This window comes from Duganella sp. GW821-FHT07F09, from assembly GCF_059418705.1.
Map to the genome: position 1 here is coordinate 1 of NZ_JBWKQJ010000003.1, position 18,950 is coordinate 18,950.

Consider the following 18,950-nt stretch of genomic DNA (forward strand, 5'->3'; position numbering starts at 1 on the left):
TTTTCAATCTCAGATCTGTCGAGCCAGTTACATCGCCTTCGAAGCGCTGAAAACTGAATTGATCAGCGCTTCCCTAGGTGAATGATGACGACCCTGCTAGCAACCAGACATTTGAGCAAGAGTTTCAGCCTCCAGCGCGGCGCGCTGTCGAAAGCGGCCGCCGCGCTGGGGCTGGCCCGGCCGGCCCCGGCGCGGGTGTACGCCGTCAACGACGTGTCGCTCGAGATCGCCCGCGGCGAGGTGCTGGGGCTGGTCGGCGAATCGGGCTGCGGCAAGTCGACGGTGGGGCGCATGCTCGCCGGCCTGCTGCCGGCCACCAGCGGCGCGCTGGAATTCGACGGCCGCGACATCGGCCAACCGAGCGTGGCCACCCACCTCGACATCCAGATGGTGTTCCAGAATCCGTACGCCTCGCTCAATCCGCGCCAGCGGGTGGACCAGGTGATCAGCGAGGCGGCGCTGTACCACGGCCTGGTCGAGAAGCGCGACGCGGCCGCGTTCGTGGCCGGCTTGTTGCGGCAGGTCGGGCTGGACCCGTCGTACGCCGGGCGCTACCCGCACCAGTTCTCGGGCGGGCAGCGCCAGCGCATCGCCATCGCGCGCGCGCTGGCGCTGCAACCGAAGTTCGTGGTTTGCGATGAGGCGGTTTCGGCGCTGGACGTGTCGGTGCAGGCGCAGATCCTCAACCTGTTCATGGACCTGCGCGAATCGCGCGGGCTGACATACCTGTTCATCAGCCACAACCTGGCGGTGGTGGAGCACATCGCCGACCGGGTGGCGATCATGTACCTGGGGCGGATCGTCGAGCTGGCCGACACGCGCTCGGTGTTCGCGCGGCCGAACCATCCGTACACGCGGGCGCTGATGGCCGACGCGCCGCGGCTGGACGCCAGAGTGGCGCAGCACCGGCCGATCCAGGGCGAGCTGCCCAGCCCGCTGAACCCGCCGTCGGGCTGCGCCTTCCACCCGCGCTGCCCGCACGCCATGGCGCGCTGCGCGCAACAGCGCCCGGCCCTGGCCGAGCTGGCGCCGGGACACTGGTCGGCCTGCCATCTCAACGATTCGAACCACGCATGATGCAACCACACGGAATATTACAATGATCAAATCAAGCAACCAGGTCTATTCGATCATCCGCCCGGGAGTGACGGAAACGCGCCTGCCGATGGTCGTCGATTCGCCGCACAGCGGCACGCTGTATCCCATCAACAGCGCGATCGTGGCGCCGGCCGATGCGCTCAGAAGCACCTGGGACGCCTACGTCGACGAGGTGTGGGGCGCCGCGCCGGCGGTCGGCGGGGTCTTGCTCTCGGCCCGCTTTCCGCGCGCTTACATCGACCCGAACCGCGCGCCCGACGATATCGATGAAACCATGCTGGCCGGCGCGTGGCGCACGCCGCCGGCGCCGTCGGCCGCGTGCCGCCGCGGCATGGGACTGATACGTCTCAACGCCTTGCCGGGCGTGCCCATGTACAACGGGAAATTGCCGGCGGCGGAGGTGGCGCATCGGCTGGACGACTACTACATGCAGTACCACAATGTGCTGGAAACCCTGCTTGACGACGCCGTCGAGCAGTTCGGCGCGGTCTGGCATCTCGACTGCCATTCGATGAAATCGGTCGGCAACGCCATGAATGTCGACAACGGCGCGGCGCGGCCGGACATCGTCGTCAGCGACCGCAACGGCACGTCGGCCCATCCGCGCTTCACCGCATGGGTCGCCGCCCAATTCGAGCAACTGGGTTACCGCGTCAGCATCAATACGCCTTACCAGGGCGGCTACATCGTGCAGCGCTACGGCGTGCCGCAGCGGGGCCGGCACAGCGTCCAGATTGAAATCCGGCGGGACGTGTACATGGACGAGAAAAATTGCAAAAAGCATCAAGGCTTCGACCGGCTGCAAGACGACCTGGGACGCTTCCTGCGGGCGATGGCGCGGCACGTCGCGCACGAGTTGAAGAGCAAGGCCGCGCGGCCGGCCATGACGGCACGGCGCGGCTGAGATCGGGCCGTCAAGATAAAATCGGAACATTGTTTGAAAGGAAGGGAAATGCAAGCTTTGATAGCACGTTTGAACGCCATCTGCGACGAGCAGCCGTACGTCACCGCCTGGTACCTCAAGAATCTGGTAACCGGCGAGCAGGCCGACCGCGATGGCCACACGCCGTTTCCGTCGGGTAGCACGCGCAAGACCGCCATCATGATGACGGTCTTGCGCGCGGTCCATCAGGGACGACTGTTCATGAACGCGCCCATCCTGTACGAGGAACGCTTGCGCGAAGGCGTGGTGTCGGGCACCTTCAAGTTCTTGACGCCCGGATTCTCGATCAGCCTGCGCGACGCGCTGGTGCAGATGATCATCGTCAGCGACAACGTCTGCACCGCCATGCTCATGGAGCGCGTCAGCCTGGACGAGATCAACGCGTTCTGCCGCGCCATCGGCATGAAAACACCGTACACAGGACCTCGGTGCCGCGTCCGGACATGCCGGCCAACCATGCGCTGAGCGAGGTCACCACCATCAGCGCCTGCGACCAGGGACTGTTGTACGATCTGATCCTGCGCGGCTGTACCGACCCGGCGGCGGCTGACAAACTGGGTTGTAGTCCCGAGCAATGCGCGTTCGCCGTCGAAGTGCTGAGCTGGCAAAAGCTGCGCACCAAGATGGCGTCGCAGTTGCCGTCGGACGCCAAGGTGGCGCACAAGGGGGGGACCGGTAAACGCGGCCGTATGGATGGCGGCATCGTGTTCCGCAACGGCAGGCCCCTGTTCATCATGACCGGCTATACCGACCAGGTGCCGTTGGAGATGCCGGATGGTCTGCCCGGCTATGTGTCCGCCTTCAACACGCTCGGCCGGCTGGCGCGCGCCTGTTGGGACGGGATCGAGGATGCGCGCGGCGACGCGTGAAATGGTTGATAGTTATTGATGAAAGAAATCGCATGAACGAGAAGAACGGCGCGACGGTGGCCGCGCCCCATGAAGCGGGAACACTGGCGCCGTCCTGGATCGACGCCAACGTGCCGGACGGATTCACCCTGGTGGCGGTCGGCGACCTGATTATCACCGATGCCATCTATCCGCGCCTGCGGCGCCAGGCGCCGGAGCTGATCGCCTTGCTCAAGCAGGCCGACGTCACGTTCGGCAATTTCGAGGGCACCGCCATCGACCTGCGGAAATTCGGCGGCCACCCCTCGGCGCTGGCCGGCGGCTCCTGGCTCATCAGCACGCCCGCCGTGGCGCGCGACATTAAGGACATGGGATTCAACTTCGTGAGTCGCGCCAACAACCACACGACGGATTGGGGCGTGGAGGGCATGCGCTACACCGATGACTTATTCGGCCAGGCCGGCATGGCGCACGCCGGCACCGGCGAAACGCTGGCGCAGGCGCGCGCGCTGCGGTTCCTGTCGACGCCGGCGGGACGGATCGCGATGGTGGCGTTCGCTTCGCGCTTCGAGGCGAACGCCCGCGCCATCGACCCGCTGGGGCAGATCCCCGGACGTCCGGGCCTGAGCGCCCTGCGCGCCACGCGCTACGTGCTGGTGTCGCCGGAGCGCCTGCAAATGCTGGCCGCGATCCGCGACGCGCTGCCCCAAGGCATGATGCGCAAGTCCATCCTGGCCGCCGACGCCAGGAACGGCACGGTCACCCTGTTCGACGTCAAGTATCGCGCCCGGGACGACATCGGCGACGGCGTCGATTTCACCTTCGCGATGGATGAGCGCGACCGCCAGGGCATCCTCCACAATCTGCGCCAGGGCAAGCAGAGTGCGGACTTCGCCATCGTTTCCATGCATACCCCCGAGCCGGGCAATTATTGCGAGGCGCCGCCAGACTTCATGCCCGTCATCGCGCGCGAAGCCATCGACAACGGCGCCGATGCCTTCATCGGCCACGGCCCGCACCAATTGCGTGGCATCGAGATCTATAAAGGCAAACCGATCTACTATTCGCTGGGTAATTTCTTCTTCATGGAAAATCAGCAGCAACCTGTCACACGCGATGAATACGACAAGGACAAGGTGGAGCCGATGTCCATGACTGAGGCCGAGTTCATGGAGCACCGCCGCGTGCACGGCGTGTTCAAGGAGCAGATCTGGTACGAAAGCGTGGTCGCGGTCAACCGTTACGACAGCCGCGGCGAGTTGCGCCAGATCGCCCTGCATCCGGTCGAGATGCACTGGCAGGATGAACGCGACGCCGACCGGGGCATACCGCGCCTGGCGTACGGCACCGATGCCCGGCGCATCCTGCAACGGCTGCAACGCCTGTCGGCGGCGTACGGGACCGAGATCGACATCGTCGACGGCGTCGGCAGGATCGACGTCGCCACTGGCGGGAAATAGCACCGGCCGGTACCGGCCAGATCGCGTGACGGGCGTCGATGCGCCATAAAAATACCGCTTGCCCGGCAGGGCAAGCGGCATGGCCATGCCGCGCGAGCGTGTCGGCGCAGTTTCCCGCGTCGTTCAGAAATCCCGGTCCTTCAAAAATCCCGCCGCCCATTGCTGCCGCATCCGGCCGCTCGGGGCGTGATTGCGCCGCGCCGGCGGATGGTCGAGGAACTGGTCTTTGCGCCAGTCCATCGCCTTGGCGGCGAGATGGGCCAGGATGGCGCGCAGCATCTTCGGCTCCATGCCCCTGAGCGGGTAGTGGTTGGCGAACACGACGCGGCCGGTGGCCGGCGACAAAGTGTACATCGGCCCGTTTGCCGCGTACATCAACAGGTTGGTTTCGAGCAGCGCCCGGTAGGCTTCCGCTTCGCGGCCTGCCTCGACGGTGCCGAAGTCGCAATAGACCAGCAAGGCGTTGGCGTCGACCTCTTCATTGTAGGCAAGGGAAAACACCACGTCGTTGACCGCCAGCGGTCCGCCTTCCAGGATGCCTTGCGCGCCCTGGACCTTGCACAATGCGCATAGCGCGTGTATCAATTCTTCGTAATACTGTTTGGACATATCGTTCCCCGTTCAGATCAGTTGTCCCGAGGTTCAGGCGTATTTTCTTTCCAGTCGCGCCAGCGAGCGTGAAAATTCCACCGCCATCTCGGCCAGCGCTTGCGTCGGGTCGACCAGCTTGATGTCGCCGTAGTCCTTGTCCCGCAGCGCGATGGGGATTTCCGTGCAGCCTTCCACGGCCGCCGAGATCTGGTGCCGGGACGCGATTTCCTTGACGCCGGCGTCCATCAACGCCGTTCCCCGCGCGACATCGCCGGCTTTGACGCCCTGGTAAATGCCATCCGTGATGTGTTCTTTTTGCGATTGCGACGACGGCAATACCCAGTTGATCTTCGGGCACCCGTAGGGCTCCATTTTTTGCGACGCGGTTTGGTACAGCTTGCTGGCGATGGTGCCGTCGGTGGCGAGCAAGGCGACCGACTTGTCCGGATCCAGGTTGCCTTTCTTGAGCGCCCACATGGTCGCCTCGGCGATATGCAGCAGCGGGACCTTGAGTTTTTCGGACAGCACGCCGTGATAGGCGTGGAAGGTGTTGCAGGGGAAGACCAGGAAGTGCGCGCCGGCTTCAACGGCTGCCTTGGCGCATTCGAGCGAGCCCCAGTATGGATTGTCGGGATCGGCCTTGAGCAGATGGGCGCGCCATTCCTGGGGATTGTCGCGATTGCCCATGAAGCTGTTCAGATATGCGGTGCGGTCGCCGATCATCCGCGACAGATTGAAGGTCACCACCGGCATGTGATCCTGGTCCTTGGCGGGCCGGCCGACCTTTAGCGCGGTGGTGAACAGCTTGTGGTTCAGGTCCAGCGTCGCTTCCGGCCCCATGCCGCCGACCACGCCGACGGTGACGAAATTGCCGATTTGCGGCAGGGGAACCTGGCTGGCGGGAATGTCGTCGGTGCGCAGGCGTTTGGGCGAGGGGGAGCCGTCCTTGAACGACGCGCCCAGTTTGACGTTGGCTTCCCACTTTCCTTCGAGAATGGGATAAATATCTTCGTTGTTGAGGACCAGTGCCGGTCCCCATGGTTTGACGCGCGGTTTGGTTTCGAGCACGCGGTCGGTTGCCGCGTCCTGGACGGACGAGGACGCGTCGCCGTGGCCGGCGGAAGCGGTGTGTGAAATGACTGCCATGATAGTACCTTCGGACTTGATTGTGACGGGCAAGGGCAATCTCTGCGCGGCGGCCGATGCCGCCGCCGTCGCCGGCGGCGGCAAGCCGGACAGGATCGCGCTGTCCGGCGCAGGATTATTTGTTCAGGATGCTGTCGGCTTGATCGACATTCTTCAGGATATCTGCCACCGCGCGGGTCGACCATTTGCACAGCTCGGTCATCTCAGCCTCGGTCACGCCGACCAGGTCCAAGGTATCCTCGCACAGCGGCTTCATGAATTCCGAAGCGGGCAGGCCCGTCGCCAGGACCTGGGCGGACACGCTGGCGAACTGCTTGGAGAAATCGCCGCTCTCGCCTTCGGCCAGCTTCGAACCGCCATCGATCTTGATGATGGCGGGAGCCGCCTTGAGCTGCGGTCCCTTTTCCTTGTCCGAGTAATCCGCATACACTGCAACGCGGAACTCGTACTTCATCGACTTCAGCGGCGAGTCTTCCTTGGTGATGCGGTCTGCGGTCAGGTATTCCGAAATGGTGTAAGGGAAGCCGCCGCGATCGCCGTAGGTGCCCTTGACGGATGCATAGGACTCACTGATTTCTTGGCGGATGCTGTCCGGTGTCGCTTTTTCCGGAATGTCGAAGGAGCGAATGCCGTCGCCGTGGCCGGTGCCGCTTGGCTTGATGATGGCGCGCTTGTCTTGTCCCAGCATGGTCTGGACCTTCTCTTCGATTTGCTCCAGGGTGGGCGCCTGCTCGTTGATGATCTCGCGCGCGAAGCCGGGGTAGGCGGCGCCCTCGCCCTTGTTGAAGTTGTTGATGAAGGCGTAGGCGTGACCCTTGGACGCCGCTGGCAGATAGCTGATGTTGTTGGACGTGAATTTCTTCGTGTCCAGCTTCTTGCCGCTGGCTTCGTTCAGCGCGTTGATATTCAGCACCAGGCGGTCATTGCCGATGAAGCTGACCTTGCGGCCATTCAGGAAGGGCGTGCCATCCTTGATTTCGATGGCTTTGGCCAATTGCGCCGTGTAACCGACCACCACGGTAGGCTGGGTCGGATTGTCCCAGTTGTGCTGATTCAACGTGGCCTTCATGTTTTCGATGCCATCCCAGTGAAAACGCCGGAGGGATGGTTCCATCGCGCCGAGCGGCGGTGGAAACGGCGAACGAAGGAGGGGGAGCAGGGAAAGAAAGCGTTGAAAAACCCAGGCCTGCTGGGCGAACGCCGGGCACGATGGAACGCGGCACATCCGCCGTGAGCGGATGGCGGGCGGCCGGAGCTGTCCGGCCGCCGCTAGTTTGCGCCGGAAGGAGGGCTTAACCGCCTTTGATGTCGCTGTCGGAAGACGAGGAAGTGTCGCCACCGCCCTTGACCGCATCCAGCGATTTGGTGTCGACGCCTAGGGCGCCCGCCAGTTTTTGCTCTTCTTCTGGGCTGATGGTGCCTTTCATCAGTTTCTTCAGCAGCTTCTTGATCTCGTCGTCTTCGCCGCCGCCCGAGCCGCCGCCGCTACCCTGGGTACTACCGCTTTCATCTGGTTTCTGGGATTGTGCAGCGCGGTTTTCCAGTTCTTTGAGAATGGCGTCTTTTTGCCAGGGTTCCATGCCATCCTTGCCGAGCGCTTTTAGCAGGTCGTCCGACGAAGCCCCTTTCAGGGTCGACGAAAACGAATTCATTTCAGAGCCGGTAGGGATGCCGCTGACGCCGCCGCCTGAGGACGAGATAGTTAAGCTCATGTTATTTCCTTAAAAAAATTGAGGGGAACATCTTTACTGCCCGGATGGGTCGCAAATGGATCATGGGCGGTTCCCGCGGTCCGGGCCGGAATTTGCGGGCGTCATTCCGCCATGGCGCGCCGGCCGGAACTTTTTCCCGTTTCGTTGCCATCCACAGCACAGCCGCGGACGATAAGAATGCATACCGGCCGGCGGCAATTTAAGCGCTTTTTCGATGACGCCACAGAACAGGGAGGCCAATTTGGCAAAGAAATGCGCCGCGTTCGACCCCGCCAAACTGGCGCGCACCATCAGCAAGGATCCACGCGCCAAGAAAGCCGTCGAGACCGCCAGGAGCGGGCTTAACGGTTTGTACCAACAGATGACCGCGCTGGTGAAGAATTTCCGCACCGAGTTGAACAACCGCGTCCAGCAGGGCGGTTATCGCCCCACCACCGAAGAGCAGCGGATCAATGGCCATTGGCGTGCATTCTTGCCGCATGGAGCGGCCTTCATGCCGGGATCTACAATCGATCCCCAAAGCCGTGTGGAGAAGATAAGCTGGCACAAGGACGGGGTCGTATGGATATCGACCCACAACCCCAATACCGGGGAACGCACTTCCTCCACCGGTTGGGGCACGATGGACGCCAACGGCTGGCAGCGGAGCCAGTCGATTGATCACCGGACGGGCCTGCACTGGTTCTCCACCCGCAATCCCACAACCGGTCAGCATACGAGTCAGACCGCATGGGGGGGCGGACGCGGAAGGCTGGCAGAGATGCAAAATGTTCGATCACAAGACCAAGTCGAATTGGACCTCGTTCCATCACGCCGCGGCCAATAAGAGTTTCTGCTGTAGCGCATGGAGCAAGCCGGGCGAGGATGGTGTCAAGTCGCGCACGACGATCGATCAAAACACCAGGACGCGCTGGCAGGAAACCCTCAATACCAGGACCGGCGAACATATATCGAAGACCGGCTGGCACCCCGATCAGGCGGGCGCGCGCCTTCAACGCTTGGTGAAGGATCATAGAACCGGGAAGACGCATATCGAGCTCGAGGACACTACCAAGCCTAGCGCGAATCACGAGAATTTTTCCTTTGAAATGAATGGCAAGACCCCGGAACGGCTTGCCGCCGAATCGCTGGCAAGCCTCGGTCTCGACCAGACCGTGACCGATAAGGCCACGATCAGAAAACAATACTTTAAATTGGCGCGGGAAAAGCATCCTGACAAGGTGGCGGACCAGAGTGATACGGCGGCCATCGCGAAGGCCAAGGACGAGTTCGCGCAATTGCAGAGCGCTTATGCTTTCTTGATGAGCGAAAAATTCCCAGTACAAAAAACGGAGGGGTGAACATGGTCCAGGATGATGATCCGAATTCTTTCTCCTATCCGGATCCGGCGTCGCTGCCGGACACGGTCAGGAAGGTCGAGCTCGACTATGCGGTCGATGTGGGCGCGTTGACCGAGGCGCCCGACTTCAGCCAGTTCTTTCCGCCGGCCGCGCCGGGCGACGAGAAGCTGGAGGCGACCGACGACGACAACGGGCTCAGGCAATTGGAAGCGTTGCAGACCAGCGGGCTGTCCGAACTGGAGCTCGAAAAGCTGCGCGCAAAGCTGCACCAAGGTTTTTCCGCAGTGATCGACCAGGTGTTCGCCTCGTTGGCCGCCGATGCGAAGCCGACAGCGGCCGCGGCGGCGCCGGCGCTGAACCAGGAGATGGATTTGCGCACCCTGGTGGCGGCTTCGCGCCGCGGCGAATCGCTGACCCGGAACGGGCGGGAACTGGCGGAGGACATCGTCATCGGTAGCCTGGTCAACTGGGGGAACGAGGTCTGGGACCCGCACGATCCGGAGACCAGTCACCCGAGCGAAAAGAATTTCTCGTTGGCGTTATTGCAGCAGTGAGAGCGATGTCGCGTTTGCCCGCGGGGACGCCTCCATGCCTTGGCATGGGCGCGTCCCTCGGTGCATTCTGGGATTGCGCTGTTCTTCGCCGCCGGCCGGCTTCAAAAATTCTTGTTCTGGAAAGGAAAAGATGGAACCCGGGAACGGCGGAGCGTCACTTATGGTGGACCGCCCGGTTCATTTTGCAGCGAGGCGGTATTTTTCAATCACTTATGGAGGTTACTATGGCAGCAGTTGCAGCAGGAGCGGCACTCGGCGCTGGACAAGGCATCATCGATCAAGAAGGTACCAGTGCGGCAAAGACATTACTCGACGCTGACAATGCGAAACTGAAGATGGCAAAGGCCGGTCGTGACAATTCCTTGCAATTGATCTGATCGCGTTATCCTGATCGGAGTAGATCTTCTGGGAACAGGGAGTGCAGCGGTTCGGTATTCCCTGTTCCGGGCGCCTTGCCCGAGCCGAGGCCAGCCAGCAAGTCCCCCGGCAACGGACTACCCCATTGATGAAAGAGACAACATGAGCACATACCAAAGTCAGCTTGATCGCGGTTACCAAACGCAGCAGGGTGCCGGATTCCGGCAGGACAATGCCAATCCCATGGTGCAGGCGGCGCAACAGGGTTCGGCCGAAGCCATGGAATTCCAGTTGTGGGTTTCGCAACAGGCGACGTCCCTGGCGAAGTTGAAGATCTTCAGTTCGATGGCGAAGAACGTCAACGACCAACAGTAAGCAAGGACGGGGCGCATGCCGATGGCGTTGCGTCGTTTAATTCAACACGGGGAATCTGTCATGACTACATCTTCATCAATCGGCGGCGCCGCCGAGAACGGTGCACAACGCTCGATCGCAACCCAGGAAGGTGTGAGCGCGGCCAAGGCGGATCTGGATCATGTTGCCGTGTTCACCCGATTCATAAAAAAAGCGGAAGAGGCGGCCCAGGCGGCGATCTGACGCCGCACGCGCAGCGGTTGCGTTTGCCGCCACCCGCATCCGGGACGCGACGGGCTTGCACGCATGGCGCCCTGGCGCCATTGCGTCATCGCCTCGCCCGGCGCCACCATGCGTGACGCCATCGCGCGGGCCGCTCGTCCAACAATCTTCGAAACACCTTTTTCCCGACCGCATGCGCCAGCCGGCGCCGCGCGGGTTGGCGCATGTTTTTCGCTGCGGGCATTCATCTTGACGCCGATTCCGGCGCCGGCCGGGATGGCGATCCCGCCGCCGATAAATTCTGGAACTATCAAATCCACCGTGCCACTTACTGCGGAGTCCATGTGAGCTGCGGCATAGGAAGACATGGTGCGGGAAAACCGTTTCCATGGGATACGCGACGCATCAGGGGCGAGCGATTAGTTAACCATTTTCGGAGAAAAGCATGTCGGTAAATATCACCACCACCACCACCACCACGACCACCTATAGCAGCGATCAGGATGCCCGGTTTCCGGGCGCCGGCAATTTGCCGGGGAATGCTTTTGATCCGGAATCTTCCGATATCCTGTTCAATAACGGCGATCCCGGCAACCCGTCTAACCTGGTCAATACCCTGCCGATTCCCGACAGCCTGAAAGATGCCCTCCTCGGCATGATGGGGTTGGGCGGCCATCGTTTGCCGTCCGATTCCAGCGCTGCCCAGACGATCCAGAACTTCCAGAAGGAAAACAAGACCGGCCTGCTATCCGCCGAGCAGATGAAGGATATCGCCGACACCGGCTATTACAAGGACAAGGACGGCAGTCTCAAGCCGGTTTCTTCGGAAGTGCAGGCCGCCGCCCAGGCGCTGATGGCCAATGGCGGCGCATTGTTCAAACGGTTAGAATCGGCCAACACCGGTAAACAGGACGGCCTGCTGGGCGCGCAGGATTTCCCGGCCGCAGTCAAGCAGGGCATGATTTCCGCTAATCCAAATAACGCGGGCGTGCAACCACGGAGCGGCCTGGCCAACGATTACTTCCTGCAGGCGGTGATGCAGGGGCTGTTGTCGCCGACGCGTCCCAGCGATTACAACACCGGCAAAACCATCGACAGCTTCATGAAGGATAACAAGCTCGACCTGCTGTCGGCCAGCGATATGCAGAGCATCGCCGACACCGGCTATTACAAGGACAAGGACGGCCAACTGAAGGCGGTATCGCCGGAAGTGCAGGCGGCGGCGCAGGCTCTGATGGCCAACGGCGGCGAATTGTTCAAGAAGCTTGAGGCGGCCAACACCGGCAAACAGGACGGCCTGCTGGGCCAGAAGGACTTCGCAGCCGCAGTCAAGAATGGCAGCCTCAACACCGGCAACGCCGGCACGCCGAATTATCCGACCATCGCCTCGTTGAACAACACGCTGCCGTCGGCCTACAGTGCGGCCAATACCATCGATCACTTCATGAAGGACAACCATGTCGACCTGCTGTCGGCCGACTTTGTGAAGAGCATCGCCGACACCGGCTATTACAAGGACAAGGATGGCCAGCTGAAAGCGGCATCACCGGAAGTGCAGGCGGCCGCCCAGGCGCTGATGGCCAACGGTGGCGAACTGTTCAAGAAGCTGGAGGCGGCCAACACCGGCAAGCAGGACGGCCTGCTGGGCCAGAAGGACTTCGCCGCCGCAGTCAAGAACGGCAGCCTGAGCGCCGGCGCGACCACTCCGACCGTCGCCTTGCCGAACAACGTGCTGCCGTCGGCCAACAGCGCTGGCAACACCATCGATCACTTCCTGAAGGACAACAAGATCGACCTGCTGTCGGCCAGTGATATGAAGAGCATCGCCGACACCGGCTATTACAAGGACAAGGACGGCCAGCTAAAGGCGGTATCGCCGGAGGTGCAGGCGGCGGCACAGGCCCTGATGGCCAATGGCGGCGAACTGTTCAAGAAGCTGGAGGCGGCCAACACCGGCAAGCAGGACGGCCTGCTGGGCCAGAAGGACTTCGCCGCCGCAGTCAAGAACGGCAGCCTGAACGCCGGTGCCACCACCCCGACCGTCGCCTGGCCGAACAACGTGCTGCCGTCGGCCAACAGCGCGGGCAACACCATCGATCACTTTCTGAAGGACAACAAGATCGACCTGCTGTCGGCCAGCGATATGAAGGATATCGCCGACACCGGCTATTGCAAGGACAAGGACGGCCAGCTGAAGGCGGTATCGCCGGAAGTGCAGGCGGCGGCGCAGGCTTTGATGGCCAACGGCGGCGAATTGTTCAAGAAGCTTGAGGCGGCCAACACCGGCAAACAGGACGGCCTGCTGGGCCAGAAGGACTTCGCAGCCGCAGTCAAGAATGGCAGCCTCAACACCGGCAACGCCGGCACGCCGAATTATCCGACCATCGCCTCGTCGAACAACACGCTGCCGTCGGCCTACAGTGCGGCCAATACCATCGATCACTTCATGAAGGACAACCATGTCGACCTGCTGTCGGCCGACTTTGTGAAGAGCATCGCCGACACCGGCTATTACAAGGACAAGGATGGCCAGCTGAAAGCGGCATCACCGGAAGTGCAGGCGGCCGCCCAGGCGCTGATGGCCAACGGTGGCGAACTGTTCAAGAAGCTGGAGGCGGCCAACACCGGCAAGCAGGACGGCCTGCTGGGCCAGAAGGACTTCGCCGCCGCAGTCAAGAACGGCAGCCTGAGCGCCGGCGCGACCACTCCGACCGTCGCCTTGCCGAACAACGTGCTGCCGTCGGCCAACAGCGCGGGCAACACCATCGATCACTTCCTGAAGGACAACAAGATCGACCTGCTGTCGGCCAGTGATGTGAAGAGCATCGCCGACACCGGCTATTACAAGGACAAGGACGGCCAGCTAAAGGCGGTATCGCCGGAGGTGCAGGCGGCGGCACAGGCCCTGATGGCCAATGGCGGCGAACTGTTCAAGAAGCTGGAGGCGGCCAATACCGGCAAGCAGGATGGTCTGCTGGGCCAGAAGGACTTCGCCGCCGCAGTCAAGAACGGCAGCCTGAACGCCGGTGCCACCACCCCGACCGTCGCCTGGCCGAACAACGTGCTGCCGTCGGCCAACAGCGCGGGCAACACCATCGATCACTTTCTGAAGGACAACAAGATCGACCTGCTGTCGGCCAGCGATATGAAGGATATCGCCGACACCGGCTATTGCAAGGACAAGGACGGCCAGTTGAAGGCGGTATCGCCGGAAGTGCAGGCGGCGGCGCAGGCTCTGATGGCCAACGGCGGCGAATTGTTCAAGAAGCTTGAGGCGGCCAACACCGGCAAGCAGGACGGCCTGCTGGGCCAGAAGGACTTTGACGCCGCAGTCAAAGCCAATCTGTTCTCGGCCTAAGCGACGGTCCCAAAACAAGGCTGTGTTAGACGGCGGATCAATGATCCGCCCCATGCTGCGGCGTGGGGCGGGTGGTTCGACACGCTGCCATCCGCAGCCTGGAATAGGCCAACGGTTAACGATTTTTTTGGAAATACTATGTCAATTTCTCGTATCGGCGGACATGGACCTTCGCGGGGCGTCGATCTGGCCATGCTGTTCCGCGAGTATTCGGATCTGGCCGACAGCCGCAGCGCCGCGGCGGCGCCAGCGTCCGCTTCCCAGGACAACGGGTTGCCGCAGGCGCCGCCGGTCAAGGCGATCGACCATCCACAGTATGGCACACGCTCGTTCCTCAAGCGTAGTACCGCGCCGGCGGAAAATCGCGTCAGCGGCAAACGTGGCCGGGGCGATTCCGGCGATGTTGTGCAAGGCGACATCCGGCGTTGGAACCGAATGGACGCGGAAGAATACCAAGCATTGGAAGCCATTCCGGGAGCACTCGAAGCGGAAGCCGCGGTCCGCTCGGACAAGCTATACATGCGTCGCCTGAGCGACATCACCGTGGGCCGCCGCAAAGCGCGGCCGGCGCCTGCGGTAGCGGCGCCGGCCGGCAAGAGCGCGCAGGGGAAATGGGCCTTCGGCGTGGGCAAGGCCCTGCGGGACAGGGCGCAGTTCGCCCGCATGCACGGCGGTTTTTTCGACGTACCGCCGGCCCCGCCGCTGGCTTTCGACTTTCCTTGAGAAGGGGCGGGACCATCGGCGGCGGCTGGCATTGACCCGAGATACCGCAGTCTATTTGGATTGGAGGAAGAGCATGATAAAGCAAACATGGTTAATCGATGAAACGGAATACAAGAATGGCCGCCGCCAGGCGCGTAAGCGCAGTAAAGCGCAGCCGTTCGAGGTCGAGGATCTATCCGACGACGATTTGATGCTGGGGGAGTATTTCACGGGGCATCGCATTCGCCGTCTGGACCTCGAGTAGTCCGGCGCAGGGAGCCCGCCGGTGCCAGCAATAAGTTGACCTGCGTGCCGGCGGGCTTGTCGTAGTCTCACTTCATTTTTAAGGAATGCCTATGGACTGGCATGAGGGTTATGTGTCCGATATCGATTATGTGGCCGAGTTCTTTCCGGAACAAAGTCCATCCCTGTTAAGTTTTGCCTGCATCCTCAACGGCTGCGAACCGCCGGCGCTGGATCGCCGGTTCACCTATTTTGAACTGGGCTCCGGCCAGGGCGTTACCGCCAATGTCCTGGCGGCGGCCAATCCGCAAGGCGATTTCTACGCCGCCGATTTCAATCCGGCCCACATCGCGGCCAGCCGCCAGCTGGCCGGGGCGGCCGGCCTGGACAACATGACTTTCCTGGAAAGCAGTTTCGCCGACCTCGCCGATGGGTTGGTCGACCTGCCGGCGTTCGATTTCATCACCCTGCACGGCGTCTACAGCTGGGTCAATGCCGAAAACCGCCGGCACATCATACGTTTCATCGACCGCTACCTGAAACCGGGCGGCCTGGCTTATGTCAGCTACAACGCCATGCCGGGGTGGACCACGACCTTGCCGTTCCAGCGCCTGGTGCTCGAACACGCCAGTCTTTATCCCGGTAGCAAGCACCAGCAGATCGAAAAAATGCGCGGCCTGATGCGCGGCTTGATCGACGGCAAGGCGGCGTATTTTTCCACTAACACCAGCGTCAATTTGCACAACTATATCGACGCGGCCATGGACGGCGACCTCGGCCGATCGCAGTATATCGCGCATGAATACATGAACCGCGGCTGGGAGCCGCTGTACCACATCGACGTGGCGCGCGCCGCCGCCGACGCCAAGCTCGACTATGTCGGCTCTGCCGGCTTGTCGTGGGCCTTCCCGGATCTCTACCTGACGCCGCGGCAGCGCGGTTTCCTGGACGACATCCATGACGACGGCCTGCGCGAGACCGTCAAGGATTACATGAAGAACACTTGCTTCCGCAAGGATATCTACGTGCGCGGCGCGCGACGCATGAGCCCAGAGCGGCAGGCGCAATGGCTGGGCCGCACCGGCTTGGCCCTGACGGTGCTGCGCGAGAACGTGACGCTCAAGATGAAATTTCCGGTGCGTCAACACCAGGCCGACGAGGTCGTCTACGGCGCGCTGCTTGATGCGTTGGCCGTGGGGCCCCAAACATTGCCGGAACTAAGCTTGCTGCCAGCCTTGAGCGGCAAGAGCCTGGCCGACATCGCCCGCATGGCGGCGCTGCTGATTGAAACCGGCCAGGCGGCGATCTTTTTCCAGACTTCCGCCGAACAGGACCCGGAACCGGCGCGCAACCTGAACAACGCCATCGCGGAGCTGGACGCCGGTTATCGCGTATTCGCCGCACCGTTGCTGGGCAGTGGCGTCACGGCGCCGTTGTTCCAGCGGCTGGTGCACGCGTCGCTGACGGATCCGGAATCGACCGCGGCCACGTCGATGGACATCGTTGACCAGGTGCTGTGGCATGTGGAGGCGCAACACCAGCCATTGATCGTGGACGGGCGCGAACTGGTGTCGCCGGAAGACAAACGGCGCGAAGTGGGGGAAACAGTCAAAGCCATCCTCACGCGGCGGCGGCCATTCTGGCGGCAGCTGCTCATGCTGCCGGGCGAAACGGCATCACCAGCTGTGCATGATTTGACCGCTGGGCCATGATCCGCGCTGCGGCCAGCGCTTGGCGGCCTGTCGCCACAGGGCATGGACAGGCCCGGGCATTTTTTCGCTAATAAGTCAATAAGTCCATGCCAGCTTTACCACCTGTTCGCACGATTCAGCAGGGGCTGCATTGTGCGTAGATCAGTACCGAAGGAATTCAATAATACGGGTATCTATCGGTCGGTCATTTGACAGTTTTCGCACACATTTTGACCAACCTGATGGAGTAGATTCGTTCCTGGCGAACCGTAGCTTGCCGTGGACTTAAGTCTCCCGTGACTATTCAGCCGCTACGGGGCTGGCGGGCGATAGAGCTCATGGTTGCTCTCGTCGGCAATTGTTTTGGAACTTCACGACTTTTCGCGTATGGGAATAAATATGGCAAACTCCATTACTCGTTATTTTTACAATCCGACTGAATACCCCCCGATCCAGCAAGCCACACCTGCTCAAAATCAGGCGTTGAGAAGCAATCCTGAATCTCCATTAAAAGATCGTTTCGATGAAACGCCTTTTCCGGCACGACTTGCATCTCGTCGCATTACCCGCGCTTCTCGGGGATCACTTCTTCAAACGCAATTTCTCCTAAACCGATCTACAGAAATTAAGGGAATTGGATACACAACTTCCAGTGGTCCGCCTGCCACCACCGGCACATCGAAATCTCAAGTGCTTTGCATGACTGACGGTCTTGATTTGTGTTTTGCTGTTGCTATTGGAGGGGAAAGACTTTCCGGGGAGCCCGGATCAAAAGTCCGAATTTTTCACGTTATGCCCGCGAATCAAGATGCTCAGCGTGATATACGAATTTACGTGCAACAGTTGAAGGGCGAGGGGTACTCGGTCCGGGCTGCTGTTCATGGCGGTGATTCAACATCACCAGCAAGTATGCGTAGGCTGGGTGCTGTCGACGCGACGCTGGAGGGACTTGAGGTTTCTGTAGATTTTCATGAGACAGGCGAAGGGGGGGAGGACAATGGCGCCCTTGGCGCAGTGATAGATTCAAACGGTCGCGTTCGATTTATAACCCAGCTTGTTAAATAGTCCGGCCTGAATAATTCGCCCCCCAGACAAAGACTCGACTGCGGGCGATAACTGCTGCTGGCGTCAAACAAGAGTGCCGGGGCCATCCATGCTCCAATCCACCCAAGTTAAGACATTTCAGCAGTTTTTCTGGGTCATTTTCTTGTGCGGTTTTGGACTCGGTTTGCGGGGTTTCGATCGATTCGCGCGATGTCGGTAGGTCTTGCCGGCGATCAGTGCCAACAGGTCGCGCAGCATTTTCGCGACCTTCCTGCCGATCTTGCCTCCAAGCAGAAGTATGGGCAACAATGGCTTGAGCGCGGTATGGGCGTAGCCATGGTTGATGCGTTTTTCCTCGGGTAAATCGGCGTCGGCATGGGCGGTCAGCGAGACGAGTGCCTGAAGCTTGTCGCAGACGATTTTGGTGGCCACATCCTGGGCCACGACCTGCTGGCTCAAGCCGGTGACATGTTCCAGATTGAGGCGGTGCTTGAGCCGATTGAACGCTTCCTCGATGCCCCAGCGCTTGTGGTAGAGCTCGCTGAAGCAGCCGGCCGGAAAGAGCTTGTCGTCGAACAGGTTGGTCATCAGCACGCGTTGCTCGCCGCCGGGCGAGACGGTGCGCACCAGGCGCACGCACTGAGGTTTGCGCGGGTACTCGTAGTCGAGCGCGTCCCGCTTGTTCGGCGCCGGCAACATGACGACCTGATCGAGCTTGTCCGAGCGCATGAACGCGCGCACGCAGGCGAAGCCGCCGGCATTGTCGACGCGTATGCAAAACTTGATGGCGCGGTGGTTCAGCACGGCGACGAGCCAGCGGCAGGGATAGCCGCGGTCAAGCAGCAGCAGGTCGTCCGGGGAGAGCCGGTCGAGGTGTTCGAACAGGAACTGGCGTTCGCCGCGTTCATGGACGTTGTGCAGGGAGGCGGCGAGCATCAGGTCGGGCCCCGGCAGGAACAGACCGAACAGGATTTGATCGGCGAGCTCGGCGCGTTTAACATGGCTAGCCCGCAGACCGAAACGCAGCGTCGAGGCGTCGGCGGCGACCAGGCGCAGGCCGCGCCAGCGCGACACGAAGCCATCGTGCTCGGAGCGCGCGATCAGCGAGTCGTTGAGTCCGGGAATGGCCACCAGGGACAGCTTGGCGCGCCTGCGCGAACGCCTGCTCTGACGCCTCGTGGAGCAACTGCGCTTGCTGGCGCAAATGCGCAAAGAAGGTGTCCAGTTCGGCCTGAACGCTCATGCGCATGCCCGTCAGCATGATGGCCACCAAGGTCGCCAGAGGCA

General features: G+C 61.6%; 21 protein-coding genes. 16 read left to right on the forward strand and 5 right to left on the reverse strand.

The window, feature by feature from the left end; genetic code table 11:
- Nucleotides 1-84: 84 nt before the first annotated feature.
- From AC07P1_RS08580 to AC07P1_RS08600, 5 genes are read left to right on the forward strand one after another with little or no spacing between them, the layout of a single operon-like run.
- Entirely contained in the window at nucleotides 85-1,077 is a 993-nt protein-coding gene (locus AC07P1_RS08580; protein WP_494695380.1) for an ABC transporter ATP-binding protein, read from the forward strand.
- Nucleotides 1,078-1,099: 22 nt separating this feature from the next.
- Complete coding sequence (locus AC07P1_RS08585; RefSeq protein WP_494695381.1) at nucleotides 1,100-2,002, forward strand: N-formylglutamate amidohydrolase; 903 nt, start codon at nucleotides 1,100-1,102, stop codon at nucleotides 2,000-2,002.
- Between the two features lie 48 nt (nucleotides 2,003-2,050).
- On the forward strand, nucleotides 2,051-2,506 hold the full coding sequence (locus AC07P1_RS08590; RefSeq protein ID WP_494695382.1) for a serine hydrolase: 456 nt from the start codon (nucleotides 2,051-2,053) through the stop codon (nucleotides 2,504-2,506).
- Nucleotides 2,485-2,910, forward strand: coding sequence for a serine hydrolase (locus AC07P1_RS08595; protein WP_494695383.1), 426 nt, complete (start codon nucleotides 2,485-2,487; stop codon nucleotides 2,908-2,910). Before AC07P1_RS08590 ends, AC07P1_RS08595 begins: the two co-directional genes overlap by 22 nt.
- Nucleotides 2,911-2,942: 32 nt before the next feature.
- The gene (locus AC07P1_RS08600; RefSeq protein WP_494695384.1) at nucleotides 2,943-4,349 is read left to right on the forward strand and encodes a CapA family protein; all 1,407 of its coding nucleotides are present in this window, start codon (nucleotides 2,943-2,945) and stop codon (nucleotides 4,347-4,349) included.
- A gap of 123 nt (nucleotides 4,350-4,472) precedes the next feature.
- Here the strand turns inward: AC07P1_RS08600 and AC07P1_RS08605 are convergent, their stop codons facing one another.
- From AC07P1_RS08605 to AC07P1_RS08620, 4 genes are all read right to left on the reverse strand, one after another.
- Nucleotides 4,473-4,958, reverse strand: a complete 486-nt coding sequence (locus AC07P1_RS08605; protein WP_494695385.1) for a CesT family type III secretion system chaperone — start codon at nucleotides 4,956-4,958, stop codon at nucleotides 4,473-4,475.
- A gap of 33 nt (nucleotides 4,959-4,991) precedes the next feature.
- Nucleotides 4,992-6,086, reverse strand: coding sequence for an aspartate/glutamate racemase family protein (locus tag AC07P1_RS08610; RefSeq protein WP_494695386.1), 1,095 nt, complete (start codon nucleotides 6,084-6,086; stop codon nucleotides 4,992-4,994).
- Between the two features lie 115 nt (nucleotides 6,087-6,201).
- Complete coding sequence (locus AC07P1_RS08615; protein WP_494695387.1) at nucleotides 6,202-7,200, reverse strand: hypothetical protein; 999 nt, start codon at nucleotides 7,198-7,200, stop codon at nucleotides 6,202-6,204.
- A gap of 178 nt (nucleotides 7,201-7,378) precedes the next feature.
- A complete protein-coding gene (locus tag AC07P1_RS08620) occupies nucleotides 7,379-7,798 on the reverse strand; it encodes a hypothetical protein (protein ID WP_494695388.1) in 420 nt (139 codons plus the stop codon).
- Between the two features lie 214 nt (nucleotides 7,799-8,012).
- Here AC07P1_RS08620 and AC07P1_RS08625 point away from each other — a divergent pair, with 214 nt between their 5' ends.
- The 11 genes from AC07P1_RS08625 (at nucleotide 8,013) to xopAF (ending at nucleotide 17,684) form a co-directional block, all read left to right on the forward strand.
- Nucleotides 8,013-8,624 carry a hypothetical protein gene (locus tag AC07P1_RS08625; protein WP_494695389.1) on the forward strand — a complete coding sequence of 204 codons (612 nt, stop codon included), beginning with the start codon at nucleotides 8,013-8,015 and terminating at the stop codon, nucleotides 8,622-8,624.
- The gene (locus AC07P1_RS08630) at nucleotides 8,566-9,138 is read left to right on the forward strand and encodes a J domain-containing protein (protein WP_494695390.1); all 573 of its coding nucleotides are present in this window, start codon (nucleotides 8,566-8,568) and stop codon (nucleotides 9,136-9,138) included. Before AC07P1_RS08625 ends, AC07P1_RS08630 begins: the two co-directional genes overlap by 59 nt.
- A 2-nt stretch (nucleotides 9,139-9,140) precedes the next feature.
- Entirely contained in the window at nucleotides 9,141-9,692 is a 552-nt protein-coding gene (locus AC07P1_RS08635) for a hypothetical protein (RefSeq protein ID WP_494695391.1), read from the forward strand.
- Nucleotides 9,693-9,916: 224 nt separating this feature from the next.
- Nucleotides 9,917-10,069 (forward strand): hypothetical protein, encoded by a 153-nt coding sequence (locus AC07P1_RS08640; protein WP_494695392.1) that lies wholly within the window; start codon nucleotides 9,917-9,919, stop codon nucleotides 10,067-10,069.
- A gap of 142 nt (nucleotides 10,070-10,211) precedes the next feature.
- A complete protein-coding gene (locus AC07P1_RS08645) occupies nucleotides 10,212-10,424 on the forward strand; it encodes a hypothetical protein (protein ID WP_494695393.1) in 213 nt (70 codons plus the stop codon).
- A gap of 60 nt (nucleotides 10,425-10,484) precedes the next feature.
- Entirely contained in the window at nucleotides 10,485-10,646 is a 162-nt protein-coding gene (locus tag AC07P1_RS08650; RefSeq protein ID WP_494695394.1) for a hypothetical protein, read from the forward strand.
- A gap of 424 nt (nucleotides 10,647-11,070) precedes the next feature.
- Nucleotides 11,071-13,983 (forward strand): hypothetical protein, encoded by a 2,913-nt coding sequence (locus tag AC07P1_RS08655; protein WP_494695395.1) that lies wholly within the window; start codon nucleotides 11,071-11,073, stop codon nucleotides 13,981-13,983.
- Between the two features lie 138 nt (nucleotides 13,984-14,121).
- Nucleotides 14,122-14,706 (forward strand): hypothetical protein, encoded by a 585-nt coding sequence (locus AC07P1_RS08660; RefSeq protein WP_494695396.1) that lies wholly within the window; start codon nucleotides 14,122-14,124, stop codon nucleotides 14,704-14,706.
- 73 nt (nucleotides 14,707-14,779) lie between these two features.
- Nucleotides 14,780-14,950, forward strand: a complete 171-nt coding sequence (locus AC07P1_RS08665; protein WP_494695397.1) for a hypothetical protein — start codon at nucleotides 14,780-14,782, stop codon at nucleotides 14,948-14,950.
- 91 nt (nucleotides 14,951-15,041) lie between these two features.
- Entirely contained in the window at nucleotides 15,042-16,640 is a 1,599-nt protein-coding gene (locus AC07P1_RS08670; RefSeq protein WP_494695398.1) for a methyltransferase regulatory domain-containing protein, read from the forward strand.
- 342 nt (nucleotides 16,641-16,982) lie between these two features.
- Nucleotides 16,983-17,684, forward strand: coding sequence for a XopAF/AvrXv3 family type III secretion system effector (xopAF, locus tag AC07P1_RS08675; protein WP_494695399.1), 702 nt, complete (start codon nucleotides 16,983-16,985; stop codon nucleotides 17,682-17,684).
- Nucleotides 17,685-17,801: 117 nt separating this feature from the next.
- On the opposite strand, the gene AC07P1_RS08680 is transcribed toward xopAF, so the two are convergent.
- Nucleotides 17,802-18,794: a transposase gene (locus tag AC07P1_RS08680; protein WP_494695400.1), complete on the reverse strand. Its 993-nt coding sequence runs from the start codon at nucleotides 18,792-18,794 to the stop codon at nucleotides 17,802-17,804.
- Nucleotides 18,795-18,950: the final 156 nt, after the last annotated feature.